The 25130-nt window shown below is 72.0% G+C and carries 29 protein-coding genes; 20 read left to right on the top strand and 9 right to left on the bottom strand.

What is annotated here, in order from left to right; genetic code table 11:
• Positions 1–306: 306 nt before the first annotated feature.
• The 6 genes from AB0946_RS36825 to tatC all read left to right on the top strand — a co-directional run bounded on the left by AB0946_RS36825 (position 307) and on the right by tatC (position 4534).
• Positions 307–906 (top strand): sigma-70 family RNA polymerase sigma factor, encoded by a 600-nt coding sequence (locus AB0946_RS36825; RefSeq protein ID WP_225812570.1) that lies wholly within the window; start codon positions 307–309, stop codon positions 904–906.
• Positions 907–931: 25 nt separating this feature from the next.
• Positions 932–1732 (top strand): zf-HC2 domain-containing protein, encoded by an 801-nt coding sequence (locus AB0946_RS36820; protein ID WP_366765078.1) that lies wholly within the window; start codon positions 932–934, stop codon positions 1730–1732.
• Positions 1733–2349: 617 nt separating this feature from the next.
• The gene (locus AB0946_RS36815; protein WP_366765077.1) at positions 2350–2880 is read left to right on the top strand and encodes an ATP-binding protein; all 531 of its coding nucleotides are present in this window, start codon (positions 2350–2352) and stop codon (positions 2878–2880) included.
• A 2-nt stretch (positions 2881–2882) separates the two neighbouring features.
• Positions 2883–3299, top strand: coding sequence for a hypothetical protein (locus tag AB0946_RS36810; RefSeq protein WP_366765076.1), 417 nt, complete (start codon positions 2883–2885; stop codon positions 3297–3299).
• Positions 3300–3514: 215 nt separating this feature from the next.
• Positions 3515–3709, top strand: coding sequence for a Sec-independent protein translocase subunit TatA (gene tatA, locus AB0946_RS36805; RefSeq protein WP_366765075.1), 195 nt, complete (start codon positions 3515–3517; stop codon positions 3707–3709).
• A 9-nt stretch (positions 3710–3718) separates the two neighbouring features.
• Positions 3719–4534 carry a twin-arginine translocase subunit TatC gene (gene tatC, locus AB0946_RS36800; RefSeq protein WP_366765074.1) on the top strand — a complete coding sequence of 272 codons (816 nt, stop codon included), beginning with the start codon at positions 3719–3721 and terminating at the stop codon, positions 4532–4534.
• Between the two features lie 61 nt (positions 4535–4595).
• Here tatC and AB0946_RS36795 read toward each other — a convergent pair whose 3' ends face one another.
• From AB0946_RS36795 to AB0946_RS36780, 4 genes are all read right to left on the bottom strand, one after another.
• Complete coding sequence (locus AB0946_RS36795; RefSeq protein ID WP_366765073.1) at positions 4596–5420, bottom strand: DUF1684 domain-containing protein; 825 nt, start codon at positions 5418–5420, stop codon at positions 4596–4598.
• Positions 5421–5524: 104 nt separating this feature from the next.
• Positions 5525–6448, bottom strand: a complete 924-nt coding sequence (locus AB0946_RS36790; RefSeq protein WP_366765072.1) for an LLM class F420-dependent oxidoreductase — start codon at positions 6446–6448, stop codon at positions 5525–5527.
• Positions 6449–6539: 91 nt separating this feature from the next.
• Positions 6540–7940 carry an NtaA/DmoA family FMN-dependent monooxygenase gene (locus AB0946_RS36785; RefSeq protein WP_366765071.1) on the bottom strand — a complete coding sequence of 467 codons (1401 nt, stop codon included), beginning with the start codon at positions 7938–7940 and terminating at the stop codon, positions 6540–6542.
• Positions 7937–9043 carry an LLM class flavin-dependent oxidoreductase gene (locus AB0946_RS36780; RefSeq protein ID WP_366765070.1) on the bottom strand — a complete coding sequence of 369 codons (1107 nt, stop codon included), beginning with the start codon at positions 9041–9043 and terminating at the stop codon, positions 7937–7939. The genes AB0946_RS36785 and AB0946_RS36780 overlap by 4 nt, the downstream gene beginning before the upstream one ends.
• Before the next feature lie 655 nt (positions 9044–9698).
• On the opposite strand from AB0946_RS36780, the gene AB0946_RS36775 reads away from it, so the two are divergent.
• The 8 genes from AB0946_RS36775 (at position 9699) to AB0946_RS36740 (ending at position 15132) form a co-directional block, all read left to right on the top strand.
• On the top strand, positions 9699–10919 hold the full coding sequence (locus AB0946_RS36775; RefSeq protein WP_366765069.1) for an acyl-CoA dehydrogenase family protein: 1221 nt from the start codon (positions 9699–9701) through the stop codon (positions 10917–10919).
• A gap of 47 nt (positions 10920–10966) precedes the next feature.
• On the top strand, positions 10967–11425 hold the full coding sequence (locus AB0946_RS36770; protein ID WP_225812590.1) for an Rrf2 family transcriptional regulator: 459 nt from the start codon (positions 10967–10969) through the stop codon (positions 11423–11425).
• 205 nt (positions 11426–11630) lie between these two features.
• Positions 11631–12191, top strand: coding sequence for a nitroreductase family protein (locus AB0946_RS36765; RefSeq protein ID WP_366765068.1), 561 nt, complete (start codon positions 11631–11633; stop codon positions 12189–12191).
• 97 nt (positions 12192–12288) lie between these two features.
• Positions 12289–12717 (top strand): Rrf2 family transcriptional regulator, encoded by a 429-nt coding sequence (locus tag AB0946_RS36760; RefSeq protein WP_366765067.1) that lies wholly within the window; start codon positions 12289–12291, stop codon positions 12715–12717.
• Positions 12718–12833: 116 nt separating this feature from the next.
• Positions 12834–13571 carry an NIPSNAP family protein gene (locus tag AB0946_RS36755; protein WP_366765066.1) on the top strand — a complete coding sequence of 246 codons (738 nt, stop codon included), beginning with the start codon at positions 12834–12836 and terminating at the stop codon, positions 13569–13571.
• Between the two features lie 123 nt (positions 13572–13694).
• Positions 13695–14078: a hypothetical protein gene (locus AB0946_RS36750; RefSeq protein WP_366765065.1), complete on the top strand. Its 384-nt coding sequence runs from the start codon at positions 13695–13697 to the stop codon at positions 14076–14078.
• Between the two features lie 86 nt (positions 14079–14164).
• Positions 14165–14617 (top strand): hypothetical protein, encoded by a 453-nt coding sequence (locus AB0946_RS36745; protein WP_366765128.1) that lies wholly within the window; start codon positions 14165–14167, stop codon positions 14615–14617.
• 41 nt (positions 14618–14658) lie between these two features.
• Positions 14659–15132, top strand: a complete 474-nt coding sequence (locus AB0946_RS36740) for a hypothetical protein (protein WP_366765064.1) — start codon at positions 14659–14661, stop codon at positions 15130–15132.
• Positions 15133–15196: 64 nt separating this feature from the next.
• Here the strand turns inward: AB0946_RS36740 and fmdA are convergent, their stop codons facing one another.
• The 4 genes from fmdA to AB0946_RS36720 all read right to left on the bottom strand — a co-directional run bounded on the left by fmdA (position 15197) and on the right by AB0946_RS36720 (position 18360).
• Entirely contained in the window at positions 15197–16444 is a 1248-nt protein-coding gene (gene fmdA, locus AB0946_RS36735) for a formamidase (RefSeq protein ID WP_366765062.1), read from the bottom strand.
• A 54-nt stretch (positions 16445–16498) separates the two neighbouring features.
• Positions 16499–17152 (bottom strand): AmiS/UreI family transporter, encoded by a 654-nt coding sequence (locus tag AB0946_RS36730; RefSeq protein ID WP_366765060.1) that lies wholly within the window; start codon positions 17150–17152, stop codon positions 16499–16501.
• A gap of 148 nt (positions 17153–17300) precedes the next feature.
• Entirely contained in the window at positions 17301–17576 is a 276-nt protein-coding gene (locus AB0946_RS36725) for an FmdB family zinc ribbon protein (protein WP_366765059.1), read from the bottom strand.
• A 454-nt stretch (positions 17577–18030) separates the two neighbouring features.
• A complete protein-coding gene (locus tag AB0946_RS36720) occupies positions 18031–18360 on the bottom strand; it encodes a hypothetical protein (RefSeq protein ID WP_366765058.1) in 330 nt (109 codons plus the stop codon).
• Positions 18361–18744: 384 nt separating this feature from the next.
• Here AB0946_RS36720 and AB0946_RS36715 point away from each other — a divergent pair, with 384 nt between their 5' ends.
• The 6 genes from AB0946_RS36715 to AB0946_RS36690 all read left to right on the top strand — a co-directional run bounded on the left by AB0946_RS36715 (position 18745) and on the right by AB0946_RS36690 (position 24176).
• Positions 18745–19968 carry a PP2C family protein-serine/threonine phosphatase gene (locus AB0946_RS36715; RefSeq protein WP_366765057.1) on the top strand — a complete coding sequence of 408 codons (1224 nt, stop codon included), beginning with the start codon at positions 18745–18747 and terminating at the stop codon, positions 19966–19968.
• Between the two features lie 146 nt (positions 19969–20114).
• Positions 20115–20378: a hypothetical protein gene (locus AB0946_RS36710; protein ID WP_366765055.1), complete on the top strand. Its 264-nt coding sequence runs from the start codon at positions 20115–20117 to the stop codon at positions 20376–20378.
• A 605-nt stretch (positions 20379–20983) separates the two neighbouring features.
• Positions 20984–21193: a hypothetical protein gene (locus tag AB0946_RS36705; RefSeq protein WP_366765054.1), complete on the top strand. Its 210-nt coding sequence runs from the start codon at positions 20984–20986 to the stop codon at positions 21191–21193.
• 144 nt (positions 21194–21337) lie between these two features.
• Entirely contained in the window at positions 21338–22615 is a 1278-nt protein-coding gene (locus tag AB0946_RS36700; RefSeq protein ID WP_366765053.1) for an MFS transporter, read from the top strand.
• Positions 22616–22755: 140 nt separating this feature from the next.
• Positions 22756–23643 carry a GNAT family N-acetyltransferase gene (locus tag AB0946_RS36695; protein WP_366765052.1) on the top strand — a complete coding sequence of 296 codons (888 nt, stop codon included), beginning with the start codon at positions 22756–22758 and terminating at the stop codon, positions 23641–23643.
• A 119-nt stretch (positions 23644–23762) separates the two neighbouring features.
• On the top strand, positions 23763–24176 hold the full coding sequence (locus AB0946_RS36690) for a hypothetical protein (protein ID WP_366765051.1): 414 nt from the start codon (positions 23763–23765) through the stop codon (positions 24174–24176).
• A gap of 275 nt (positions 24177–24451) precedes the next feature.
• Here the strand turns inward: AB0946_RS36690 and AB0946_RS36685 are convergent, their stop codons facing one another.
• Positions 24452–25096 carry a helix-turn-helix domain-containing protein gene (locus AB0946_RS36685; RefSeq protein WP_366765050.1) on the bottom strand — a complete coding sequence of 215 codons (645 nt, stop codon included), beginning with the start codon at positions 25094–25096 and terminating at the stop codon, positions 24452–24454.
• Positions 25097–25130: the final 34 nt, after the last annotated feature.

Raw genomic sequence — 25130 nt, 5'->3', positions numbered from 1 at the left:
TGTCCCCTCCTTCGCCGTGCGGGGAAACGGTGAGGAATCGCGCCGGAGTCGGCTCTTGTCGGGCTTCACGGACGAGGGGGGCCACACGGTTCGACAGATGTGCGCCTTCCCGGGACGGAATGCGCGCCGTTCCGGGGCCGCTCGGTATCGGCGCAGGTCGGGCACGGTCCCGGACCTCACGCACGCCGGGCGCCGGCAGTGCCGCGCGGTCCGGCGGGCACGCCGCGTCCACGAGACGCGCCGAACGTCACCCGGATCGTCCGGGCATTACAGGACAAAGCCGTACATGTGCGCGACGATCGACTCATGCCCTGGAACCAAAAACGTGGCCCGCGGACCCGTCCGGATCGCTCCGCGGACCGTGTCTCTGGTGAAGGGACACTTTCGACCGCGGACGAGGAACTGCTGCGCACTCTGTACGCCGAGCACGCGGGCCCTCTGTTCCACTACGTACTGCGGCTGACCTCGGGAGACCGGCAATGGGCGGAGGACGTGGTCCAGGAGACACTGCTCCGGGCATGGCAGCACCCCGCCGCGTTCGACCCCGAACGCGGCCCGGCCCGGGCGTGGCTGTGCACGGTCGCCCGGCACCTGGTCATCGACGCCCACCGGGCCCGGCAGGCGAGGCCGGCCGAGACCGGCGGCGAGGCGCTGGAGCGGGCCGCCGAGCAGAACCCTGGCGAGGACGAGATCGACCAGGCACTGCAGAGCTGGGCGGTCGCCGACGCCGTCCGGTCGCTGTCGCCGGACCACCGCGCCGTCCTGCTGGAGACCTACTACCAGGGCCGGACCATGGCGGAGGCGGCACGTGTGCTGGGCATCCCGCTCGGCACGGTGAAGTCGCGGACGTACTACGCCCTGCACGCCCTGCGGCTGGCGTTGCAGGAACGCGGGATCGAGCCGTGACAGCGGGGCGCGGGAGGTGGCGACCGTGAGCGCGGAGCACGACGATCTCCGGCTGGCGCTCGGAGCGTACGTCCTGGGCACCCTGTCTCCGGAGGAAGCGGAGCTGGTGAGTGCCCACCTCGCGCAGTGCGCGGAGTGCCAGGCGGAACACGCCCGGCTGGCGGGACTGCCCGCGCTGCTGGCGACGGTGACCCTGGCGGAGGCTTCGGGGGGTACGGCGCCCGCGGCCGACGGGGCCCTGGCCGACCGGCTCGTGGCACGGGCGGGCGAAACCGTGCGCGGCCCCTCACCGGAAGGGCCCGCGGAGCCCGCCGTGCCCGTGACACCGCGGACGCCGGAGAAAGGTGTCCTGGAGAGGCTGCTCCAGCAGGCCGCCGCGACCCGGCGCCGCAGGACCCGGCGCCTGCAACTGGCCGGCGCGGCCGCCTCGGCGATACTCGTCGCGGCAGCGGCCGGCGGCACGTGGCTGGCCACCGTCGGCACCGTGGGTAGCGTTGCCTCGCCGCCCGGACCGAGCGCGCCCACGTTCACGCGCACCTTCTCCGGAAGCGATCCCGCCACCGGCGTCTCCGCCTCCGTGAAGGTCTCTCCCTCCGTCTGGGGCAGCGTCCTCCAGGTCTCGGCCAGGGGGGCGCCCGCCGGAACCACCTGCCGGCTACAGGCGGTCGGGCCCGGCGGGGTCAGGGCGGACGGCGCCACCTGGTGGGCCGGCAAGTACCCGTCCGGCACCACGATCCCCGGAACGGTCGCCATGGCCCCCGAGGCCATCCAGCACTTCGAGATCATCGCGGACAACGGCCAGAAGCTGGTCACGATCCGAGCCTGACCCGACGACGGCCGCCGGCTGCGGTTGCGCGGCGGGCGGGGGGTGGGGAGGGGTCTGGGCGGCCGGTGTGGGGGATTCGCGTGCGGCTGGTGGATCAGCCTGACGGTGGCCGCCGGGACGGAGCGCGCGGCGGGGCGAGGGGCTGGGAGGGCTCCGGGCGGCCGGCGTGAGGTGGGCCGTGGGTGGCCGGTGGATCGGCCCGAGGGAGCGCGTACAGGACCTCCGGCCTACGGCCTTCGAGGAGGCCGGTGCTCACGGCACCGGCCTCCTCGGCACGTGCGTGGCCACCGTCGCCGGCCGGTTCCGCCTCGCGGCACGGCTCCGGCGGTGGTGGGGGCCGTCCGGCCACGGCAGCCTGCGGATCGGCGCGGCGGCCTCGGGAGCCGGCACCGGTATCTCCGCGGCGAGAGACCGGCCGCCGTGGCCCCGCCCGGTACGCGGGGCGGGGTCCTCCCCGGCTCGGGACGACGGTCCGGCAGGGGCGTTCCTCCCGGGCCACAGGGGGCCCGGCCCGGTCGGTGCCCGCTCCCGGATGTAAGCCGCAAGAAGTCGAGCAAAAGGGGCCGAACGCCCGAACCGTTCGGCATGCGCCACCCGTGGAACCACATGAGCGCGCCATGCAGGACCAGCCCGCCGACACCCCGAGAGGCTGCCGCTGGTGGTCCACCCTCCCGGTCTCCGCACACTCACAGAAGAGCCAGAAGACCATGTTCGTGACCGACACCCCCCGCACCAGTCCACAGCCCGGCCGGCCCTGCCACCACGAGGCGCTGCTCACCCTGCCCGCGCAGGAGGCGCACGTCTGCGCCGTCCGCCACTTCACGGCGGATCTGCTGGAAGCCTGGCAGGTACCCGCGAGCGAGCGCGACTCCGCCATCCTCATCGTCGACGAACTCGCCGCCAACGCCGCCCAGTACGGCCGCGAGTGCATGACCGTGCGGCTCAACCTCGACGACGGCACGCTGCACATCGTGGTCACCGACTCCGGCAGGGCGGTGGAGCGCCACCGCCCCGACATCGCCCCCGACGAACACGGCCGCGGCACCGGCATCGTCCAGTACCTCGCCCAGTCGACCGAGGCCCACCAGACAGGCAGTGGCCACGAGGTCCGCGCCTGCCTGAGTGCCCGTCACGACGAGGAGGACTGACCGTGGACACCACCCCGGACACCGGCGAGGGCATCGACGTCCCCCCTGTGCAGGAGGCGTACGCCGACGCGCCGGACCTGCGCCGCGAGATGCACCAGGTGCTCGCGCTCGAGGCCGAACGCGACGGGCGCCGGGCCGGGCCCGGCACCGGCCCTCCGGCCGACGCGACGGCCGCCGAACGCGCCCGGCTGCTGCGCCGGGCCGCCCTGATGGACCGGCTGGCCACCGCCGCCCCCGGTCCCGGCCCGGTCGCGGCCGCCGCGGAGACCGCCGAACAACTCGTCCGGCACGACCGCCGTCACCCCGGCCTCGTGGCCGGTCCGCACCCTCCCGACGCCATCACGCCCGCCCGCAGCGGCCGTCTCTACGTCCGGCAGGAGTACGCCGCGTGGACGGCTGCCGGGCGCCCCGGCACCTGAACCGACCCCGAGCCGCCCCGACCGGAAGAAGGAAACATGACCAGCGACGACAGCGACACCCGGCACGCCTGCGCGCCGGCCGCCCGGCCCCACTCACCTAGGGCCTCGAAAGACCCTAGCCCGCTCCGCCCGACAGCCGTGCGGGAACGCGCCGGCCGGCAGCGGGAACGGTCACACGGTACGGGCGCCGACGCCTTCGAAAGGGCGGTGTGACGATGTTCCGCAACGCACTGGAGCCCTGGCACCTGCTGGTCCTGGTCGCGGTGGTGATCATGATCTTCGGCTCGAAGAAACTGCCCGACACCGCCCGCGCGCTGGGCAAGTCCCTGCGGATCCTCAAGAGCGAGACCAGGGCGTTGCGGGACGACGACGCCCCGGACGGGGAACGCCCCGAGCACCGCACGAGATGAGGACATGGCATGTCCCAGCCGGTCCGCACCAGGAAGAAGGACCCCGGTGGACGGATGCCGCTCGGGGAGCACCTTCGTGAACTCCGCAACCGGCTCGCCAAGGCCGTCCTCGCCATCCTGGTCGTCACGGTCGTGGCGGCCTTCTCCTACAAGGAGATCATCAACGTCCTCACCAGGCCGGTACTGGCATCGGTCGGCTGCCCGACCTCCTTCGCCGATCTGGCCGGGCGGCCCCCGCACACCACCTGCGCGCACATCACGATCAACGGTCTGCTCGCGCCCTTCACCCTGGCGCTGAAGGTCTCACTGGTGGCCGGCGTGGTGCTGGCCTCTCCCGTATGGCTGTACCAGCTGTGGGCGTTCGTCGCCCCCGGCCTGCACGAACGCGAGCGGAAACACGCCTACGCGTTCGTCGGCACGGGCGTGCCGCTGTTCCTCGCCGGCGCCTTCTTCGCCTACAAGGTGCTGCCCAGGACCGCGAGGGTGCTGATCGGCCTCACACCGCACGGGGTGAACAGCCTGCTGCCGCTGGACGACCTCCTCGACCTCGTCACGCGCATGGTGGTCGTCTTCGGTCTCGCCTTCGAGATGCCGCTGCTGCTGGTGATGCTGAACCTCACCGGAGTGCTGTCCGGGCGGCGGATGCTCGGCCGGTGGCGCGCCATGGTCGTCGGCATCACGGTCTTCTCCGCTGTGGCGACGCCGAGCACGGACCCGCTGACCATGCTGGCGCTGGCCGCGCCGATCTGGGCGCTCTACTTCGCGGCCGTGGCCTTCTCGCTGCTCGGCGACCGGCGCAAGGCGCTGAGAGAGCGTCCGGTCTAGGGGCGTCGGCTCATGTGGCCCGACGGGGCCCCGCCGGTACCGGGGCCCGGGCCGCTCCGGCTCAGGAGCCGCCGCGCTCGCGGGGGATCTTGTGGCCGGCCTCGATCGCCACCGGGAGCCGGTTCTCGGCCGGGGGCAGCGGGCAGGTGGCCAGGTCGGTGTAGGCGCACGGCAGGTTCGCGGCACGGTTGAAGTCCAGGACGACCGTACCGTCGGCGGCGGGCGGCTCCAGGGCCAGGGACCGGTTGGCGGCGTAGGTGGTGACCCCGGAGGTCGCGTCGGTGAACAGCACCATCAGCCGGCCCGGGCCGTGGCCGGGGAACGCGGTCAGCGACAGCGGGCGCCCGTCCAACTCGAACTCGATCCTGCCCGGGGCGTCGTACACGTGCTCGAGGCCCTCGACCGCGGCGCCCACGGTGGTCGGCCGTGGCGTGTCGAAGGGGACGTAGCGGCCCTTCACCGCCCAGCGCGGGTCGGGGGAGTAGGCGGGCGTCCCCGTGAAGGCGGTGCGCAGCGGGGCGTCCGGGTGCCGGGGGCGCACGATGTCGTGTCCACCGCGCCTGGCGACCTCGATGAGGGCGTCCCCCCAGACGGCGTCGACGCCGCCGCGCTCGGGAAGCACACCGAAGTGGTGTTCACCGCGCACCGGCGTACCGTCGACGACCAGTTCCTCGCCGTCGTCGAGGTCCACGACGACGCCCTCGGGGCCGGTGTGCCACGCACCGGGCGCGTCGGGGAAGCGCTGCGGCCGGTCGTCGAGCCAGTGCAGGCCGGTGATCGCCAGGAACCCGTGCGGGGCGGCGAGCCGGGCCTCCTGGGCGCGGTGCCAGTCCCGCCAGTTCTCGGTGAAGGCATCGCGGTCCGTCGCGGCGGCCTCGGTGGTCATGGGTTCTCCTTCGTGACGGGGGTGCGGGGGGCCGGTCGGACCGTCGGGGCGACCGGGGTGCTGGTACGGGGACGCGGGGTGGACCGCCGGTGCGACCGGCCCGCTCAGCGGGCCAGTGCGCCCAGGAGCCGCCAGGTGCGCCGGCGGTCGGCCTCTCCGGCGATCTCGGTGGCCGAGAACACGACCTCGGTGGCGCCGGCGTCGCGGTAACGGCGCACCTCGGCTTCGACGGTCCTCTCGTCGCCGATCACGGCCAGGTCGCCGGCGCGCCGGCCGCCGGAGAGTTCGATGACCCGGGCGTAGGAGGGGATCTGTTCGTAGAACGCGAGGGCCTCGGTGGCCCTGGCCCGTACCGCGTCGACGTCGTCGGTGACCACACCGGGCACGAGGGCCACGATCCGGGGCGAGGGGCGGCCGGCGGCCTCGGCGGCGGCGGTCACGGCGGGGACGATGTGGTCGGCCAGGGCGCGCGGTCCCGCCAGGTAGGGCAGGATCCCGTCCGCCAGTTCACCGCTGACCCGCAGCGCCTGCGGCCCCATCGCGGCGACCAGCAGGGGGACGCCGTTCTCGGCGCCCGGCACCCGCGCCGGGACCGGGGTGGCCGCGGTGAGCAGCTCACCGTGGAAGTCGGCCGTGCCGGTCTCGGTCAACTGGCGCAGGGCGGTGAGGAATTCACGCAGCCGGGCGATGGGGCGCTCGAAGGGCAGGCCGAAGCCCGCCTCCGTCAGGAGTTTGGTGCCCAGGGCCAGACCGAGGTGGTAGCGGCCGTGTGTGGCGGCCTGGGCGGTCTGGGCCTGGCTGGACACCAGCAGGGGGTGGCGGCCGAAGACGGGGATCGCGGAGGTGCCGACGTGCAGTCCGGGCACCTCGCGCCCGACGATCGCCGCGAGCTGGGGCGAGTCCGCGCCGAAGGTCTGGCCGAACCAGGCCGACGTGAGCCCCGACTCCGCTGCCTCCCGGGCCAGTTGGACGGTCGCGTCGATCTGGTTCGGCGCGTCGGACGCGTTGAGCGCTACTCCCACAGTCATGTCAGTCCAGAACGGGCGCCGGCCGGACCCGCATTCCGGTCCGGGTGTGACAGCTTCTTGTCAGTCATGTGTACGGGGGCCCCGTCCCGGCTCAGCCCGCCAGCCGCCGGTCCGGCGCGGACCGGTGGGTGAGCGGTGCGCGCAGGCCGAGGTGCTCGCGGAGCGTGGTGCCGGTGTACTCGGTGCGGTAGACCCCGCGTTCCTGCAGTTCCGGGACGAGCAGGTCGACGATGTCGTCGAGGCCGTCGGGGATCAGGTAGGGCGTGACGTTGAAGCCGTCGACCGCGCCGTGCCGCACGAAGTGGGCGAACTTGTCGGCCAGGCCGGACGGAGTGCCCACGTGCCCGCGCTGCGGGCCGAGCGCGATGACGGTCTCCCGCAGTGACCACCCGTTCGCCTCCGCCCGCGCACGCCACTCGGCCACCACCGCGCGCGGGTCGGCGACGCGCCGGGCGCCGAAGGAGCCGTCGTTCTCGCCGACGACCGGATCCTCCTCGGGCAGTGGCCCGTCGGCGTCACGGTCGGACAGGTCGATGCCCCACAGCAGCCCGGCGATCCCCAAAGCCGTCGCGGGAGTGACCTGCTGGAGCCGGACCCAGCGCTTCTTCTCCTGCGCCTCCTCCTCGGTGGCGCCGATGATGATCTCGGTGCCGGGCAGGATCCGCAGGTCGTCCTCGGGGCGCCCGCCCGCCCGCAGCCGGCGCCGGATGTCGTCGGCGAAGGCCAGCGCGTCGTCGAAGTCGGTGCCGTGCGCGGAGAAGATGACGTCGGCGTTGCGGGCGGCGAAGTCGCGTCCCTCGCCGGAGTCGCCGGCCTGGAAGATCACGGGGTGGCCCTGGGCGCTGCGCGGCAAGGTCGGAGCGAGGTCGACGTCGAACTGCGGCCCCTTGTGGCGCACTTGGTGTACGGCGCCGGGCGCCGACCAGGCGGGCGCCCCCGCGGAGCCGGCGACGGCGCCGTCCTCCCAGCCGTCCCACAGGGCGCGGGCCACGGTGAGGAACTCCTCGGCGCGCCGGTAGCGGTCGGCGTGGTCGAGGTAGCCGCCGCGGCGGAAGTTGGCGCCCGTCCAGGCGTTGTCCGTGGTCACCACGTTCCACCCGGCCCGGCCTTCGGAGAGGAGGTCCAGGCCGGACAGGCGGCGGGCGAGGTCGGCGGGCTCGTTGAAGGTGGAGTTGGAGGTCGAGACCAGGCCGATGCGGCGGGTGACGGCGGCCAGCGCGGAGAGCTGGGTGATGGCGTCGGGGCGTCCGGCCACGTCCAGGTCGTGGATCCTGCCGTCGACCTCGCGCAGCCGGAGTCCCTCACCGAGGAAGAACGCGTCGAACAGACCGCGTTCGGCGGTCTGGGCGACACGGCGGAAGGAGGCGGGATCGATCTGCGAGCCGCTGTCGGGGGCGGACCAGACGGTCCAGTGGTTGACGCCCTGGAAGAACACACCGAAGTGCAGCTGGGCCTGCGGCCGGGGGACGTCGAAGGGATCGGTGCGGGTCATCGGGCGGCCTCCTGGGCGGCCGGGGCCGCGGCGGCGAAGCGGTTGGCGGGGCGCTCCAGACCCAGGGTCGAGCGCAGGGACGTACCGGGCAGCGGACGGGCGACGAGCCGCCGCCCGGACAGGGCGGGCAGGACGAGGCGGGAGAGCACGGGCAGGTCCTCGTCCAGCACCAGCGGATGCAGCCGTACGCCGTCGACGTGACGGCTCAGCTCGGCCAGGAGGCCGACCAGCCGCTCCGCGGAACCGATGTGCCGCAGCCGTCCCCGGTCGCTCCACGCCGCGTGCCGTTCCAGGTCGGCGACCCGCTCGTCGGCCGTGGCCTCCGGCGTGTCCAGTGCCACCTCGACCTCGGCGAAGACGCGGGGCGTACCGGCGGCAGCGGCGGCCGTGGCGGCCGACGCGACGTCGCGGCCCTCGACGAGGGCGACGTCGAGCCGTGCTCCGGGAACCCGGTCCGGGCGGCCCAGCACGACGAGCTGCCCCTGGGGCGGGCGCGGGACGATCGCCGGGCCCTTGACGGTGTACGTCTCACCGGTGAAGTCGATGTAGTGGAGCCGTTCGCGGTCGAGGTAGCGGCTGGTGGCCACCGACCGGATGACCGCGTCGTCCTCCCACGAGTCCCACAGGGCGCGGGCCACCTCGACCCCGTCACCGGACTCCCGGGCCCGTGCGTCGGCGTCGGCGACCAGGGGGCGCCCCCAGGCGCGGGCCGCCTCGGGACGTTCCTCCTCCGTCACCACCCATCCGGCGCGGCCGGCGGAGATGTGGTCCAGGGACGCCAGCTGGCTGGAGACGTGGAAGGGTTCGGCGTAGGTGAGCGGGACGGCGGGCGCTATCCCGATGGTGCTCGTGGACGCCGCGACGAACGCCGCGCGCTCCACCGCGCCGATGCGGCCCACCGGATCGGGTGAGACACCGGGCGGCAGCACGCCGTCGTCCAGGGTGATCAGGGTGAACCCGGCGTTCTCGGCGACGGCGGCGACCCGGGCCACGCGGCGCGGGGTGAGCAGCTGGTCGGGGGAGTGGGCGGCGCGGCGCCAGGCCGCGGGGTGGGCGCCGTCGCCGTCGAGCTCGACGGCGAGGTGCAGGGCAGGGCCGGACAATGGGGTTCCTTCCGGGGAACACGACGACTCGCGGCACGGCGCCGCGACGAGACGGCCGGCGGGACGGCCGGCAGGGGTCAGCTGTGTACGGAAGGACAGACGGCGGAGGAGGTACGGCAGTAGTCGACATGCCGTCGGATGACGAGCCGCGCACCGGTGCACGCACCGCGCGGCGCCGCGCCCCGTACGCGCATCGAAGCCTCCACCCGTCAGGAACTTTCCCGTTCAACGTACGTCGACGGCCCCTGCGGGTGTCAAGGGCGGGCGGGCGTCGCGGGAGGCAGCCGGGACCGGGCCGGGTACGCGCCGGCCTGCCGCGTCCGCGCGGGTCTGCCCGGTGCGGCCCTGCTGCCCTCCCCGCGGCGGGACGCCGCCGCCCACCTCGCGGTCCCGCAGCGCGCGAACGCGCCACCGAGCAGCGCGAATCGGCCGGAGCGAGCCGGTTTCCCTAGTTTCCCTATCGAATTACTAGGGAAATATTGACGGTGGTCGAAGAGGAGGGTGAGGATGACGAAGCCGACGCGTCACCGCGCACCGCTGCACTCCCACGCCGCCTCGCCGGGCACCGCGTCGTCCCCGGTCCCCTGGAGGAAGGCGCCATGACCACAGCACTGAGCTCCAGTGACAGCCGCAGTCGCGGGAAGCGGGCCCGGACATGACCGTGACGGCGGACGAGGTGACCGACACGGGGGCCGGGCAGGTCGACTGGCTGCACATAGCCCGTGAGATGGCGGACGACCTGGCCACGGACGCGGTCGAGCGCGAACAGGCGGGCAAGGCACCACTCGACGAGGTGGCGCGGTTGCGCGAGTCGGGACTGCTCACGCTGCTGGCGCCGGTCGCCTGCGGCGGGGGCGGCGCCGACTGGCGCACCGCCTGCGCGGCTGTCCGGACCGTCGCCGCGGCCGACGGGGCCATCGGTCACCTGCTGGGCAGCCACTACTTCCTGTCCTCCAGCGCCCGGTTCCTCGCCGGCCCCGCCCGTGCCGCCCGCATCGAGCGGGAGTCGGCGGCGGGGCAGTGGTGCTGGGGAGGAGGCATCGGCTCGCACGAACCCCCCCTCGTCCTGACCCCCGCGTCGGACGGGTACCTGCTGAGCGGCTATCAGAGGTACACCACCGGTGTCGGGGTCGCCGACCGGCTGGTGGTGCGAGCCGCCGAGTACGGCACCGGCGAGCCGGTGGCCGTCCTGGTCGACCCCGCCCGTCCGGGCGTCGTGAGCGGCGGCGGGGACACCTTCGGCCAGCGACTGGCGGCCGGTGGCGGCGTCGAGTTCGACTCCGTACCGGTCACGGCCGACGACGTGCTCGGCTCGCTCTCGCCGGACGACGACGTCCTGTCGCCCTTCACCTCTCTTGCCGCGCCGACCTCGCGCCTGGTCTCCGTGCAGTTCCTCCTCGGCGTGGCCGAGGGACTGCTGGCCGAGATCCGCGAGTCCGGAAGGGGCATGCGGTCCCCCTGGCAACCGCTCTCGCCCCACCCCTGGCCGGACGGCCCGGCGCAGGATCCGTACGCCCTCACCGTGTACGGCGAGCTCACCGTCGTCGCGCGGGCCGCGTCCGCCCTCGCCGACCAGGCGGTGGACGCCCTGATGCGCGGCCTCGCGCGGGGCGAGGACCTCGACGACGAGGAGGGCGCGGAGATCGCCGTCCTCGCGAGCGTGGCCGAGACCGCCGCCGCCCGGGCCGCGCAGGAGGTCACCACCCGTGCCCTGGACGTCATCGGCGCCGGCGCCGCCTCTTCCCGTCACGGCTTCGACCGCTTCTGGCGCAACGCCCGCACCCACACCCTGCGCGAGCCTTCCACCCACCGGCTGCGCGAGGTCGGCGACTACTTCCTGAACGGAGCGCACCCGCCCTTCACCCTGCCCGCCTGACGGCGCAGCGGTGACGGGCGGACACGGCGGTGATGGATAATCGGGGCATGCGGATCTCGGCGCGGGCGGACTATGCGGTGCGGGCGGCACTGGAGCTGGCCGCGGCAGGGGACGAGGCCTCGCTCAAGGCCGAGGCGATCGCCGCGGCACAGGGCATCCCGCACAAGTTCCTGGAGGGCATCCTGGGGGACCTGCGCCGGGGCGGGCTGGTGATCAGCCAGCGGGGCGGCAAGGGCGGCTACCGCCTCGCCCGTCCGGCGGACTCGATCGCCATCGCGGACGTCATCCGCGTGGCGGACGGCCCCCTGGTGTCGGTGCGGGGAGTGCGTCCACCCGAACTCGCCTACTGCGGCCCCGCGGAGACGCTGCTGCCGCTCTGGATCGCCGTGCGCGCCAACGTCCGGAAGATCCTCGACGAGGTCACCCTGGCCCACGTGGCCGCGGCCGAACTGCCCGACGAGGTCCTGAGCCTCGCGGAGGACCCCAAGGCCTGGACGAATCCCTGACCCGCGTCCGGTGCTCCCGGCGTTCCCTGCCGGCGAGTGAACGGTCAGCGGCGCCGTGGTGGCCCACCGAACCCACCTGCTCCCGTCAGCGGGTCCCACGGCTCTCCCGCGCTCAGCGAACGGACCTCACGCCGGTTCGGTGTGGCGCACGATCCACCTCGCACCGGCCGGAATACGCGCCGGAGAGCGCCGGTTGGAGCGGAGCATGCGCCATCCTCAGGAGCCGCCCCGCGGCCTGCACCCGCTGCTCGCCGGGCGCTTCAGCCCCTATCGGTTCGATCCGTCGGGGGCCGTCGACGACCACGCCCTCGGGCTGCTGCTGGAGGCCGCGCGGTGGGCACCGTCGGCGGGGAACTCCCAGCCGTGGGGCTTCTTCACCGGCAGGCCGGGCGAGCCGGATCACGACCGGGTGCTCCCCCACCTCGCGCCCAGCTCGGCCCGCTGGGCGACGGACGCGGGCCTGCTCATCGTCACGCTGACGCGCCGCCACGTCGACGACACGCGGCTGCTCTACTCCGAGTTCGCGGACTACGACCTCGGCCAGGCCGTCGCCCACATGACCGTTCAGGCACAGGCCATGGGGCTGGCGGCGCACCAGTTCCGGGCCTTCGACATCGAAGGGCTCACCAAGGAGCTGGACCCGAACCCGGGTTGGGCGATCGTCTCCATGGTCGCGGTGGGCAAGGCGGCCGGCGGCCCCCCGGAGAGCCGCGACCGGCGCAGCGTCGCGGACCTGCGCTCCGCACCCTGGTCACCGGAGCAGTGACGGCCGACACCTGCTCACGCAGCGGCGCCGTCGGATGGTGGTGCTTGACCGCGGGGTCGGGTGTAACAGAAGCTGTTGCACCGAACGAGGAGGGGTGATGGCGGCGAACAGTCGTTTGACCATCGCGACGCACGCGCTCGCCTGGCTGGCCCTGGCGCACCGCCGCGGCCAGGAGGTGCTCACTTCGGAACAGGTCGCGGCCAGCGTCAACACCAACCCCGTGATCATCCGGCGCAGCCTCGGTGACCTGCGACGAGCCGGCCTGGTGGAGGTGCGCCACGGCGCCGGTGCGGGCTGGAGCCTGGCCCGTGAGCCCGAGGGGATCACCCTCCTTGAGGTGTACGACGCCGTGGACGCACGGCCACCGTTCGGCCTGCACCGCACCGAGCCCAACCTGGAGTGCCCGGTCGGCCGGGGCATCCGGCCCGTCCTGAGCGGGGTCTACGACCGGGTCGAGCGGGTCATGCGCCAGGAACTGGCGGCCACGTCGATCGCCGACGTACTCCGGGAGACGCTGGTGAACTAGCCGGAAGCCCGGAGCCGGAGCCCCGAGCCCGGAGGGCCCATAGCCGGGCAGCCCCCTGCCGCTTGCTGTAACAAATTCTGTTCCAACAACGCGACAACCGAACAGGAGGAGGACTGGTGGAAGCCCCACGGTGCCCAGTCGTCGAACTGCGCCAGTACACGCTGCACCCAGGACAGCGAGACGTCCTGATCGATCTGTTCGACCGGGAATTCGTCGAGTCGCAGGAGGCGGTGGGTGCGACCGTCCTGGGGCAGTTCCGTGACCTGGACGACCCTGACCGGTTCGTCTGGCTCCGTGGCTTCGAGGACATGCCGCGCCGAGCCGGGGCCCTGGAGAGCTTCTACGGCGGCCCGGTCTGGCGGGCACACCGCGACGAGGCGAACGCGACGATGATCGACTCCGACGACGTGCTGCTGCTGCGGCCGGCTTCGACGGGCGGTGGGTTCCCCGTGCCGCGCGGCACCCGGCCGGCCCCCGGCGAGCCGGCGCCTACGCCGCCGTCGCTCGTCCTCGCCACGATCTGGTACGGACACGGCCCGTTCGGCACGGAGTTCGTCGAGTTCTTCGAGCAGCGCGTGCGCCCCGTACTGACCGGGACCGGCGCCGAGCCACTGGCGTACCTGCGGTCGGAACACGCCCCGAACACCTTCCCGGCGCTGCCGGTGCGCACGAGCGAGGAGGTCTTCGTATGGTTCGCGCGCTTCGCCGACGAAGCCCACCTGGAACAGCACCTGAACCGCGTACGGCTCTCGGAACACTGGCGCGAGGAGCTGCTGCCGACCCTCTCGTCACGGCTAGCCAGACCCCCACAGCGGCTACGGCTGGCACCCACCGAACGGTCGGCACTGCGGTGAACGCCGACGCGCGCCCTTTCCTTCGGGTCAACCAGTGACGCGTCCGGCCGCGGCCTTCGACACACAGTTACCGACTCCGTTCCCCGCGACGATCCTGATCTCCGAGCAACCAAGGGGGACGAGGTGGGACTGATGCTGTTTCCGGGCGTCGACGACGTGACGAGCCCGGACATCTCCTGGTCCTACACCGGCTTCAGCATGTTCAGGAAGTGGTTGGCCCAGGCCGAGGGGTTCACCCTCACCGAGATGGACGGCTTCGGCGGAGAACGCGAGTGGTGCAGCGTCTCCACCACGCTGGCGCCGCTGCTCAACCATCCAGACGACGATGGACCCGACCTCGCACCCGCACAGTGCGCGGCCATGCTGCCCCGGCTGGAAGCGATTCTCGACCAAGCTCAGCCTGACGACAGCGCCTCAGTCCTTCAACGGCGCATCGAAGATGTCAGGCAATTGATCACCGTCCTTCGGTTCTGCGTGGACAAGGACGTCGAACTCGTCTTCGGCTGACCGCTGTGCGTCGGCCGGTACGGCCGGCGGCCACGATGGCTGCGCGGGTGTAGGTGACGATCCAGTCGGTAGAGCGCTCATGACAGCTGTTCGGCGAACGCGATGACAGTGGCCAGCGGTCCAGTGGAGAGACGGCTCGTCAATGTCGTGGCCAGCTGTTCGGCGTCCGGGACTCGAACAAGACCGGCCGCTTCCCCATCGCGGAACGGCTGGCCCGGCTCCGCGAGGCAGCAACGGGCTTGAGCAACATCACGGTCGACTCCCACACCGGCGGCCTGCTGGTCGACTACTGCCGCCAAGTCGGAATCGACGTCGTCGTCCGCGGAGTCCGCGGCGTTCGCGACCTCGACCACGAGATGCCGATGGCCCGCATGAACCACGAACTGGCCGGACTGGAAACGTTCTTCATCGCTGCAGACCCCGCCCTGGCGCACATCTCCTCCACCCTCGTCACCTCGATGAGTCAAAAGGACGATGTGCCGAAGGACCAGAAGGCCGAGGCGGCGTCGGAACGCCCGGCTCGCGGCATGGAAGACTGACGCCCATGCGCAGGCGGACGGTACGAGGAGCTGCGTTACTCGTGTGCCCGTTGGTGATGCTGGCCGTCGGCTGTTCGTCCTCGGCGCCGCGTCAGGCGGGGTCGGCCGCGGCGTGCCGGGAAACCGCGTCGGTCGCCTCCGCGTCCGTACCGGCCGCCGTGCACGACTTCGACGAGGCGATGCGTTGGTACGGTGCCGACGACCTGTGGGTGGCCAAGCCGGCCGGCCTGGATCGCACGGGCGATCGCCGGGACGGCTACCGTGCGAAGTACGCCTCGGTCACCCTCGACGCCCGGGGACGGGTGACGGACCGGAAGGGCGCCCCGCGCGTCGGCGCCGAACGACTGGACGGGCCCGGCTCCGTGAGCGGGGGCACCGGCGGACTCGCCACGGCCGACGGTCACCGGCAGTGGTGGCCGACGGTCATCGCCTTCCCCGAGGCCGGCTGCTGGAGAGTGACCGAGACACTCGGCTCCACCGAAGTCGGTTTCACCATGCGTGTCGGACCACGCTGAACCCGCAGGGCGCGGCCCCCGCCCGGTGAGCCGCCGGGCGGGGGCCGCGTCGGTCCTCCTCCGTTCAGCTGGACACCGCGCACTGCCCGCGGTCCGCGGTCTTCGGTCCCTCCGCGGTGGGGCGGACGTCGAAGTCGAAGATCCCGGTCGGCAGGTACAGGGAGCAGCAGGCGTTCGGGATGTCGACGATTCCGCTGATGCGCCCCTCGATGGGGGCCGCGCCGAGCAGCAGGTAGGCCTGCTCTCCGGTGTAGCCGAACCTCTTCAGGTACTCGACGGCGTTGAGGCAGGCACGGCGGTAGGCGACCGTCGCGTCCAGGTAGTAGTTGGTGTCGGTGTCGTGGTCCACGGAGATCCCGATGAAGGACATGAACTCCGTGTACCGCGGCTCGACGTTGCCCGGCATGAAGACGGGGTTGGTGCTGATGCCGTACTTCTCCATGCCGCCCTTGATGAGATCGACGTGGAAGTCGATGTAACCGCCCATCTCGATGGCGCCGCAGAAGGTGATCTCACCGTCTCCCTGGCTGAAGTGCAGATCGCCGCCCGACAGCTTGGCGTCCTTGACGTGGACGGGGTAGAAGACACGCGACCCGCGGGTGAAGTTCTTGATGTCGTGGTTGCCTCCGTTCTCCCGCGCGGGAACCGTGCGCGCGCCTTCCTGGGCCATGCGCTCGGCGTCCGACCCTGTCGCCTGACCACACAGGGCCTGGTCCTGGTCGGGCGCGAGCCCCAGGGGCGGGATGCGCTCCGGGTCGGTGTCGATCAGGGCCTGCTCCCGCCTGTTCCAGCGTTCCAGCAGCTCGGCGGACGGCGCCGTGCCGAAGAGACCGGGGTGCGTGATACCGGTGAAGCGGACGCCGGGGAGGTGCCGGGAGGTCGCCACCTGCCCGTGGAACTCCCATATCGCCTTGTAGGCGTCCGGGAAGTAGTCGGTCAGGAACCCCCCGCCGTTGGCCTTGGCGAAGACGCCCGTGTACCCCCAGCCCTGGCCAGGGGCGTCCCCGACCTGCTGCGGCACCGGTCCGAGGTCGAGGACGTCCACGATCAGCAGGTCACCCGGCTCCGCGCCTTCGACACCGATCGGCCCGCTGAGCATGTGGGCCCGCTTGAGGTCGACGTCACGCACGTCGTTGGCGGAGTCGTTGTTGCCGATCTGCGCGTCGGTCCACTCACGGCATTCGACGCGGAACTCGTCCCCCGGGCGGACCATGGCAACAGTCGGTATGTCCGGATGCCACCTGTTGTGTCCGGGCACATCCTGGTCACGCATCGACCGGGACTGATCGACGCTGAAGATCACTTCAGGCATGTCAACTCCTCGTGTTGCTCCCGATGATCCAAGTGGCATGGCGCCCCGGAAGGGTCAGCCGTGGCTTCCGGCCGGATATCCCGAGGTGCCGTAGTCCTGCGCGGGCTTGTGGGGAGACCTGCGGCGGAGTACGAACCACAGCCCGGCGAAGGTCAGTACGCCGAAGGCGCCCAACGCGATCGCCGTCTCGGAGAAGTTCGCCGGGACCCAGTAACCGGTCAGCAGCAGGTATGCCGGGATGACACCCGTCACCCAGCCCTCTATCGCGGTCACCCAGCCCACATAGGTCGTCAGCGTCTCGATTTTCAGCCCCAGCAGGAGGAAGAAGAGGAACCAGAGGAACGCCCAATAGAGCCATATCACGCCGAAAGGCTGATCTTTCACGAGCCGGAAACTGACGAAGGAATAGCCGAGGGCCACGATGGCCACGAAGAGCGAGTAATATCCCACGCCCGTCGTGTCCAACCCGATGAGCAGTCCGATTCCTACGTAGAGGTACGTGAAGCCGAACAGGAAAATGCCCGACGCCAGCATGATGCGCTTGGGATCATCGTTCGCGGCGATGATGAGATAGGTGGGTGTGAGGACCTGTAGTCCGCCCACGAAGAGGTTGAATACGGCTGCTGCCCGGCTGTCCACCTTTCCCAGCAGCATCAACCCGTTCATGAACAGCACAGCACCCACGAAGAGAAGTCCGACGTTGGCCAAGAGGACACACCTCCCGCTGTTTCGCTCCGTCGGTGACACGCCCGCGAGCCCTCGTGCCGGCAAGCAGTCATGCCCGCGAGCATCCAGGCCGGCAAGCACTCGTGGCCGCCGGGAAGACGCACGCACACGCGCCGGCCCGGCTCGCCCGTCAGGGCCGGGGGAGCCGGGCGAGCGCCGGATGAGCGGGACTTGGCGTCGCCTCGCCGGCAACGCGCGTGACCACCTCGGGGTTCTCCCGCGACTTCTCCGAACGCTCGCGCAGGGCGGCCACCGCGGGCGGTGTCGAGGCGAACGCCGGAGAGGAGTACACACGCCGCGCGGCGTCGTCGCACCGCGAGCACTTCCACTGCGCCGGCGCGGTGCCCATCGGCAGCTTCACATCGAACGATCCGCAGCGGCTGCAGGAATATTCATACGTCGCCATAAAGTGCTCCGCCCGCCGCGCCTGCGGCCCCGGGACGTGCACCGAGCCGGAGCCGATGGGACGCCTCAGATGCAGCGTCCTTATTCAAGGCAACCCCCGGGACGGCAGCGTGTCAAGGCGAGTCGGGGGTGCCCCGCGGGGGCCCGCCACGGGCGCTGGAAAAGAGGTGGGAGCGGGGTTCGGCCGGACACTGGCGCGGCACGTCGTTTGAGATGGAGAAGCAGGGCATCGCCCGCCCTGAAAAAGACAGGCCCGGCCGTGCACGCACGACCGGGCCTGTCCGCCGGGACAACGTATCGAATACCGTGGAAAGAGATGAGCCCGCGCTATTCTCCGGAAGAAGACGGCGAAAGCGGCACTGGGCGGGGCCGACGTCCAAGTGGCGGCACAGGTGTCGCTCCCGCGATCAGGGCTGCCTCGTCATGGGCGGGAGCCCGGCCCTCGCGGCTGCGCGTCAGGGCGCGCCGACGATCGCGCAAGCACGGCACGGCGGCCGGCCGCAGGTGCACTGCATGATGCCGTCCAGCACCCCGTGGTCGTGGTAGAGGCACTCGTCGCGGCATGTGTGACGCGGCACGAAGCCCGCCTGGAGCTCGTCCGGCCAGGGCTCCTCGCCCTCCCGGCAGCGCACGAACCGCTCGGGGTCCGCGGAGTGCAGCTCCCGCATCCTCTCCTGCGCCTCGCCCTCCAGGTCACGCGCAGCGGCGACCATGCCCTTGAGCTGGTCGGCGAGACCGGAGAACCTGGCGTCGCCGGTTCTCACATGGGCAGCGCTCAGTGCCATGACGGCATTGCCCAGAAACCGCCGAGCATCCTGGATATTGGTGACGTGATGCAGTTGGATGCCGGTCACGCCTCGGACCCACACGGCGTCTTCGCTCACTTCTTCCGCCTTCCGAGCTCGAAATCGCCTCTGAAGTGACGGGAAACAGCGGCTAATACCCGAGTTCCGTCCGGCCTCCTCCCGTCGCCTGTGCGGCTGCTGCGAGAGGAGATCACCTATGAGGCTTGCATACTTCTGAAGAGGCTAAAGCGCACGTTACGTAATAATCCAGCCAAAAACTGGTGAACTGAATCACAAGAGGTGATCCGCTTTTACTGGTGCGTTCTCGTCGGGCATCGGCTCCCGCTGGAGGCGTGAGACGACGGGATCGGTGTGAGACTGGGCATGGAAGGGGTGATCCCCGTGCCGGACCCACCACACGCGCCCTCCGGTCCCGGCCCCACCGAAGAGGAGAACCGGTGGGAACAGCTGATCAGCGAGGCGCAAACGGCCCTGCCGGTCGAACTGCCCGGCCTGGCCGACCGATGCGCCGCGGCACTCGGCCTGGGCACCGCGCTGATCTACCTCGTCGACCTGCAGCAACGGCTGCTCATCCCCCTCGACGAAGCCCTGGAACCGCTCCTGGTGGACGGCTCGTCGGCCGGCTGGGCCTACCGCACGATCTCCCCGCGGGTGGTCGACGCCGACGACGGCTTGATCGTTTGGTTGCCCATGGTCGACGGTGCCGAGCGGCTCGGCGTGCTCGCGGTGCACGTCGCCTCGCTCGACGGCGTTCTGATGCGCCGCGGCCGGATGCTGGCCCGTCTGTTCGCCATGATCATTTCCTCCAAGCGCGCCTACAGCGACTGGCTCGCCGCCCGCACCCGCACCGCACGCATGGGGCTGCCCGCCGAGATGGTGCGAGCCTTCCTGCCACCTCGCACCATCGGCAGCAGCAGATGCGTCTCGACCGCGGTCCTGGAACCGGCGTACGGCATCGCCGGCGACGCCTTCGACCACTCGGTGGTCAAGAACACGCTGCACACGATGATCCTCGACGGGATGGGGCACGATCTGATCGCCGGCCTGACCACGTCGGTCGCCATGGCGGCGGCCCGCAACACCCGACGCGGCGGTGGTGACCTGGCCGACATCGTCGGCTCCGTCGACCGGGCGCTCGCCCAGTGGCTGCCCGACCACTTCTGCACCGGTGTGCTGTGCCGACTCGACGCCAAGAGCGGGCTGCTGCGCTGGGTCAACTGCGGTCATCCGCCACCACTGCTGATCCGCGGCGAGCGGGTGCTCGCCGGGGCGCTCGACAGTTCCCCGCAGCCGCCGCTCGGCCTCGCCGGCCCGCTCGCGCCGGCGGCCCGGCAGATCCACGAGACGAAACTGGAACCGGACGACTGCGTCCTGCTCTACACCGACGGTGTCGTGGAGGCCCGGGACAGCGACGGCGCCGAGTTCGGCCTCGACCGGTTCACCGAATTCATCATCCACTCCAACATCGCCGGCCAGCGCCCGGCCGAGGTGCTGCGGCTGCTCATCCACGCCATCTTCGACTACCAGCGCAACCAGCTGCGCGACGACGCGACCATCCTGCTCTTCGAATGGAGACCGGGGTCCTGAGGGCGGCGCGTGAGGAACAGGGGCGGGCCAGGCCCGGCTCCAGCCGGCTCGGCACACCGGACTCGAACGGATCTCCGACCGGGTGCCGTCGACGGCCGTGTGCCGCGTCAACCGTTCCGTGCCGCCCGCGGCGTCGTTGAACCGGTATGAGCTGTCACACGAACCCCGACGACCACGGCGCGCGGGCCGCCCAGTGCACGCCGCCCACCAGCATGAAGATCAACGCGTTGCTCCAGGATCTCGGTGCAGAGCACCCCGGCGACGAGGAGGTCGTCAGCTGGGAGTTCGATGACGAGCTGCGGTCCGCCTGGGGGGACGGGGAGCCGTGGGCGGTGGAGTACGTGGCCTGGCGGACCGTGAACGCCGACCCGGCCGGCACCCCGTTCGAAGAGGACGTCATCGGCTTGTAGCGGGGGGGCCGGGGCGGGACCGCACCGGCGCCCGTCGACCACCGGGGACACCAGGGCGGGCCCGCCCAGAGTGTGGATGCCGGCGAAGAACAGCTCGATGCCCGGGATGGCGACGTCGTAGGTGACGCCCACGTAGCCGAGGTGCCCGCCGCCGCGGGTGGCGCCGGCGATCTGCACGAACGCCTCCTGGGTGCCGACCGCCTCGACCGACCTGGCCCGGGCAGCCCAGCACTCCAGCCGTACGCCCCGTCGCCCTGCTGTGCGCCGAGGCGGGCCGTTACCCGCACGACAAGGCACTGCGCGAACTGATCGGCGAGCTTCGTCCACCAGCCGATGGACCTGCCCGTCTCGCCACGCGAGGTCCACTCGCCGACGATCTACACGGCCGAACCGGGCAGCCCCGACGGGGACCGGCTCAGGCTCCTCGCCGGCTGGGCGGCGACCGAGTCCCACGGGAGCCCTGCCGGCGACCGGGCCTCTTGAACCGCGGGACCGCGGGAGCCCGCGTCTGCCGGCCTCGCCGCAGGGTAGGCGGTAGGCGCCGGCTGCGCAGCGGTGACCCGACCAGAGAGCTGTCAGGGCTCGCGTATCACCAGGAGGTCAGTATGGGGATCGGCCGCGGAATCGAGAACGTCGAGGGCGGTACGCGCGGTCATCGGGGCGGCTTGATCGCGGCGTTCCTCGCCGTCTACCTGCTGATCGGCGTCGTGATGACCGTGACCGGTGCGTCGGTCAGGCAGGCGTGGCTGGCACCGCTGCCTGTGCTGCTCGTGGTCGGAGCCGGCATCGCTACGACCCGGGCCCGTCGCCGGTGACGCGCCGTCACCGGTTCACGCAAGCCGCTCGGACGGAGATCCTCACAGGGAACCTCGCGAACCGTGACCGGGCGCTCCCCGCCGGCGTCCGGCACGGCGTCCTCCTGCACTAGGGTGCTCGCTGCGCCGAGTCCGAGGGGGACCATGGAAACCGCCGACGCGTCACCGACACCGAACAGCAGTCCGTTCAGGGTCGCGGCTTTCCGGCGGTTCGTGTCGGCCAACCTCATCTCGGCGACCGGGTCCGCGATGGCCCCTCTGGCCCTGGCCTACTCCGTCATCGAGCAGGGCGGAGGAGCCGGGTCCCTCGGCCTGGTGCTCGCCACGAACACCATCCCCACGATCGTGTTCCTGCTCGCCGGCGGTCTGTTCGCGGACCGCCTGTCCCGCAGCCGGCTTCTCTTCGTGGGGAACCTGCTGGCGGCGGGCGCGCAGGGTGCGCTGGCCGTCACCGTGGCCACCGGACACGCGACGACGGTGTCGATCGCGGCATGCGGTTTCGTCTCGGGGACGGCGGCGTCGTTCATCGTGCCGGCCGCGCAGGGCGCCGTCGCGCAGATCGTTCCGCACCAGCAGCTGCAGCAGGCGAACGCGTTGCTCAGGCTGCCGGGCAACGCGGTCAAGGTGCTGGGTCCGGTCGTCGGCGGTGTCGTCGTCGCTGCCAGCGGCGCGGCATGGGCACTGGCTTGGGACGCGGTCACGTTCGCCGCCGCGGCCGTCCTGCTTCTCGGACTGCGTCTGGACGCTCCGCTCGCCACACCGGGCGGCGTCCTGAGCGACCTGCGGGCGGGCTGGGCGGGCTTCTGGGCGCGGACCTGGTTGTGGACGTACACGGTCGCCGGCTCCGTCCTCGTCGCGGCCTGGCTGGCGGGCTTCCAGCTCCTCGGTCCGCTCGTGGCCGCGCGGCAGTACGCGGGAGCACGCGACTGGGGCCTGATCCAGGCGGCGTTCACGTGCGGCCTGCTGGCAGGTACTCTCGTCTGCCTGCGCTGGAAGCCGTACCGGCTGCTCACGGTGGCGGTCTGCGCGGGTGGTGCGCTCGCGTTCCCCCTGGCAGCCATGGCCTGCACGCTGCCGCTGCCCCTCGTCCTGCCGACCACCGCACTGGCGGGCGTCGGGCTCGACATCGCGATCGTCGCCTGGACCACCGCGTTCCAACAGCGCGTGCCCCAGGCGGAACAGGGCCGCATGAGCGCCTACAACGGTGTCGGGGAGCGCCTCGCCATCCCCGTCGGTTACCTCGTCACGGCCCTTGCGGCCCACTCGTGGAGCGGCCAGGCCGTGCTGCTGACCTGCGCGGGGATGATCGCTGTGGCGACCGTCCTCAACCTCTGCGTCCCGGACGTGTACCGCATCAACCGCCTGGCCCCGGAGGACCAGCCGCAGGCCGCGGACGGTCAGCGCGCGGTGGAGCAGGCGTAGTGGGTACGGCACCGGCACCCGGCTCGTACCGTGGCGCCCGGCGCGTCCGCCCCGCGCCACCTGGCTGCCGGCCCCCGCGGTGCCGCAACGCTTTCGCTCATTCCGGGGACTTCACGCCGGGACGTCCGGGATCATGAGGCATGAGCCCGCATCACTGGCACCTCACCCAGGACGTCGACGAGTTCCTCGCCCGAGCCGGGGACTTCCTGCGCTCGCGCCCCGCCCTGCACAACACGCCACTGACGGACATCGAGAAGCTGCGGAAGCGCCGCGCGGCCGGACACGACGCCGACACCCCCGTCTTCGGCCGGCTCGAGTCAGGAGGCGAAGTCCACGCGGTCTTCTACGTCACCCCGCAGGGCCGTCTGGGTCTCACCCCCCTCTCCGCCGGGCAGGCAGACGCCCTCGCCGCCCAGCTGGCCGGCCTCGGCCGCCCGCCCGCCAACGTCGTCGCCGACCACGACACCGCGGGCGCTTTCGCCGGGGCATGGCAGCGGCACACGGGCGCGGTACCGGTACCTTTCTGGCGGACACATCTCTACCGCCTCGGCACGCTCACCCCACCGCAGCCGCGCCCGGAGGGACGGGGCCGCAGCACGGGCGAGCGGGACCGTGAGCACGTCGTGCGCTGGTGCCGGGAGTTCTGCGTCGACGTGGGGGAGCAGTCCTCCATCGACCTGATCGATGCCGGCGCCTGGGACGACTCGCGTTTCGGCGACAGGCACTTCACGTTCTGGGAGGCCCCGGACGGCACCCCCGTCTCCATGGCGGCCGCGACCTCGGTCGTCGGCGGCATGGTCCGGGTGGACCCCGTCTACACCCCGGCCCACCTGAGGGGCCGCGGCTACGCGGGCGCCGTGACGGCCGAGACGAGCCGGGCGGCGCTGGCCGCGGGCGCGAGGGACGTCGTCCTGTTCACGGACCCGGACAACCCCACCAGCAATGCCCTCTACCAGCGCCTCGGGTACGTCCACATCGCCGACTTCGCCGGGTACAGGTTCTCCCCGGGCGCACCACGCGGCAACTGAACCGCGCTCGACGTTCCGGCCGATCATGCCCCACCAGGGGCGGCAGACCTGGCATGCCCGGAAACAGACACCACGCGTCAGGCATGATGTCCCCTCAGTCACACCGTCTCAGGGGGAACATGAACACCCGCATCACCGCCGTCGTCCTCGTCGCGGCATCCGCGCTCGCGCTGACCGCCTGTTCGTCCAGCAGTGACTCCGACACCAGGAGCGCCCCGAGCCCGAAGGCGTCGAAGACTCCCAGCCCTGACTGGAGCGCCGCCGAGAGGTCCGTCGGCATTCCGCCCAAGCCCACCGGCGCCGAGCGGGAGGCGCTGCTCCGGGCGCTCGCCGCGGCCAACCCGGACATCGTCAAGTACGAGGACAAGGCCATCGAAGCGGCCCGCAACCAGTGCAGCGCCGTCAACCACAAGGCGCAGCGGATGGACTGGGCGGCGTCCCAGCGCTTCAGCTACAAGGACGTCACCACCACCGAGGCGCAGGGCAAGCAGATCAACGAGGCGCTCGAAGGGCTCGGCTTCTGCAAGGTCTGACCCACACCCCGCCCAGGCCCGGCCCGCCACGGCCGGGCCTTTCGCATGCGCACCGTCTTCGTCATCGCCGCCGGGCCGGCCCCGGCCCTCGACCGCACGATGGCCGAAGAGGTCACCCGCGCCCGGAGAGCCGGCCTCAAAGAGCGGCGTGTCCTCCTCGCCGGGGCACTCCGGCGCGACGCGGCACGGCTCACCGAGCAGCCGTGGCAGCGCACGGGTGCTGGTCCGGCGAACACCTGTGCCTCGGACACCTCGACACGCACCCGGTCCCACGGTCACGGCGTGCCGGGCGAGTGCGTGAGCCGCAGAGGGGGTGCCGGCGGCAACGGCGCGGGCGCTGCCGTCTCCGGTGCGGCGCGGAACGCCTCGATCACGTAGGCGGCGAAGCGACGGGAGGCCGTGAGCCGGTGGGCGCGCGGGGTGTCCTGGAGGCCCCGGTGGGCCATGAGCATGAGGACGAGGTCGTCGACGACGAAGCCGGGGCGCAGCCGGCCGGTCCGCTGCGCTCGGCGGGCCAGTTCGCCGACCGCGCCCAGTGTCCGCTCCCGGTCGCCGGCGAAGTCCATGGCCTCGGGGAAGGCCGTCATGAAGGCCTCGGCGAACCCCCGGCTGTGCGCGTGGAGTTCGCAGATCCGCTCGATCAGGCTCCGGAATCCGTGCCACGGGTCCGGGTCCGCGAGGGCGTCGCGGACGGCGGCACGGCAGGCCCGCCGCTGCTCGGCGAAGGTCTCCGCGATCAGTTCCCGCTTGGTCGGGAAGTGCCGGTACAGCGTGGCGGGGCCGACGGCCGCGTGCCGGGCGACCTCGCGCATGGGCGCGCCCAGGCCCTCCTCGCCGAACACCGCGCGGGCGGCGTCCAGGATGCGGATCCGGTTGTCGCGGGCGTCGGAACGCACGGTCCGAGGCACATGGACGGTCATGGTCTCTCACTTTAGCCAAGCGGACGGGGGCGTC

It is taken from the genome of Streptomyces sp. NPDC046870, from assembly GCF_040704595.1.
Classification (GTDB): domain Bacteria; phylum Actinomycetota; class Actinomycetes; order Streptomycetales; family Streptomycetaceae; genus Streptomyces; species Streptomyces argyrophylli.
Note: the sequence above shows the minus strand (reverse complement) of the source record. Positions and strands in the feature narration are given on the sequence as shown.

Bases quoted from the DNA above. Each gene is read 5' to 3' on its own strand.
- AB0946_RS36825 (WP_225812570.1), top strand. From the start codon at position 307: ATGCCCTGGAACCAAAAACGTGGCCCGCGGACCCGTCCGGATCGCTCC.
- AB0946_RS36815 (WP_366765077.1), top strand. From the start codon at position 2,350: ATGCAGGACCAGCCCGCCGACACCCCGAGAGGCTGCCGCTGGTGGTCC.
- tatA (WP_366765075.1), top strand. From the start codon at position 3,515: ATGTTCCGCAACGCACTGGAGCCCTGGCACCTGCTGGTCCTGGTCGCG.
- tatC (WP_366765074.1), top strand. From the start codon at position 3,719: ATGTCCCAGCCGGTCCGCACCAGGAAGAAGGACCCCGGTGGACGGATG.
- AB0946_RS36795 (WP_366765073.1), bottom strand. From the start codon at position 5,420: ATGACCACCGAGGCCGCCGCGACGGACCGCGATGCCTTCACCGAGAAC.
- AB0946_RS36790 (WP_366765072.1), bottom strand. From the start codon at position 6,448: ATGACTGTGGGAGTAGCGCTCAACGCGTCCGACGCGCCGAACCAGATC.
- AB0946_RS36785 (WP_366765071.1), bottom strand. From the start codon at position 7,940: ATGACCCGCACCGATCCCTTCGACGTCCCCCGGCCGCAGGCCCAGCTG.
- AB0946_RS36775 (WP_366765069.1), top strand. From the start codon at position 9,699: ATGACCGTGACGGCGGACGAGGTGACCGACACGGGGGCCGGGCAGGTC.
- AB0946_RS36770 (WP_225812590.1), top strand. From the start codon at position 10,967: ATGCGGATCTCGGCGCGGGCGGACTATGCGGTGCGGGCGGCACTGGAG.
- AB0946_RS36765 (WP_366765068.1), top strand. From the start codon at position 11,631: ATGCGCCATCCTCAGGAGCCGCCCCGCGGCCTGCACCCGCTGCTCGCC.
- AB0946_RS36760 (WP_366765067.1), top strand. From the start codon at position 12,289: ATGGCGGCGAACAGTCGTTTGACCATCGCGACGCACGCGCTCGCCTGG.
- fmdA (WP_366765062.1), bottom strand. From the start codon at position 16,444: ATGCCTGAAGTGATCTTCAGCGTCGATCAGTCCCGGTCGATGCGTGAC.
- AB0946_RS36725 (WP_366765059.1), bottom strand. From the start codon at position 17,576: ATGGCGACGTATGAATATTCCTGCAGCCGCTGCGGATCGTTCGATGTG.
- AB0946_RS36720 (WP_366765058.1), bottom strand. From the start codon at position 18,360: ATGGCACTGAGCGCTGCCCATGTGAGAACCGGCGACGCCAGGTTCTCC.
- AB0946_RS36715 (WP_366765057.1), top strand. From the start codon at position 18,745: ATGGAAGGGGTGATCCCCGTGCCGGACCCACCACACGCGCCCTCCGGT.
- AB0946_RS36710 (WP_366765055.1), top strand. From the start codon at position 20,115: ATGAGCTGTCACACGAACCCCGACGACCACGGCGCGCGGGCCGCCCAG.
- AB0946_RS36705 (WP_366765054.1), top strand. From the start codon at position 20,984: ATGGGGATCGGCCGCGGAATCGAGAACGTCGAGGGCGGTACGCGCGGT.
- AB0946_RS36700 (WP_366765053.1), top strand. From the start codon at position 21,338: ATGGAAACCGCCGACGCGTCACCGACACCGAACAGCAGTCCGTTCAGG.
- AB0946_RS36695 (WP_366765052.1), top strand. From the start codon at position 22,756: ATGAGCCCGCATCACTGGCACCTCACCCAGGACGTCGACGAGTTCCTC.
- AB0946_RS36690 (WP_366765051.1), top strand. From the start codon at position 23,763: ATGAACACCCGCATCACCGCCGTCGTCCTCGTCGCGGCATCCGCGCTC.
- AB0946_RS36685 (WP_366765050.1), bottom strand. From the start codon at position 25,096: ATGACCGTCCATGTGCCTCGGACCGTGCGTTCCGACGCCCGCGACAAC.